Origin of the sequence: Prevotellamassilia timonensis (genome assembly GCF_021531665.1) — a bacterium.
Taxonomy (GTDB): Bacteria; Bacteroidota; Bacteroidia; order Bacteroidales; family Bacteroidaceae; genus Alloprevotella.
Window position 1 is genome coordinate 1 of sequence record NZ_JADYUH010000239.1, and the last position, 235, is coordinate 235.

The window sequence follows — 235 nt, forward strand, 5'->3', positions numbered from 1 at the left end:
TCTATCGCCTCGCGACTAATCGGCGCCTCCACCATCTGGCAGAAGAAGCGGCGCGAACCCGTCGGGTCGGTCAGAAGTTCCGTCATGTTTGACGTACCGATGAAGGCTGCCATGCGGCGCATCAGTCTGTACACGCGGCTGCGCGGTGGCTTCACCCGTACTTCCGTCAGTTGCATGAGGTTCTTCAGCGTAGCCATCTGACGCTCGGAATAGCGGTCAAACTCGTCCATACTGA

Annotated in this window: 1 protein-coding gene; it reads right to left on the reverse strand. The window is 58.7% G+C overall.

The genetic code is table 11. The annotated features are described in order from the left end of the window. Positions 1-235: virulence-associated E family protein (locus tag I6E40_RS10895; RefSeq protein ID WP_235387306.1), on the reverse strand; the 235-nt coding region annotated here is incomplete at both ends.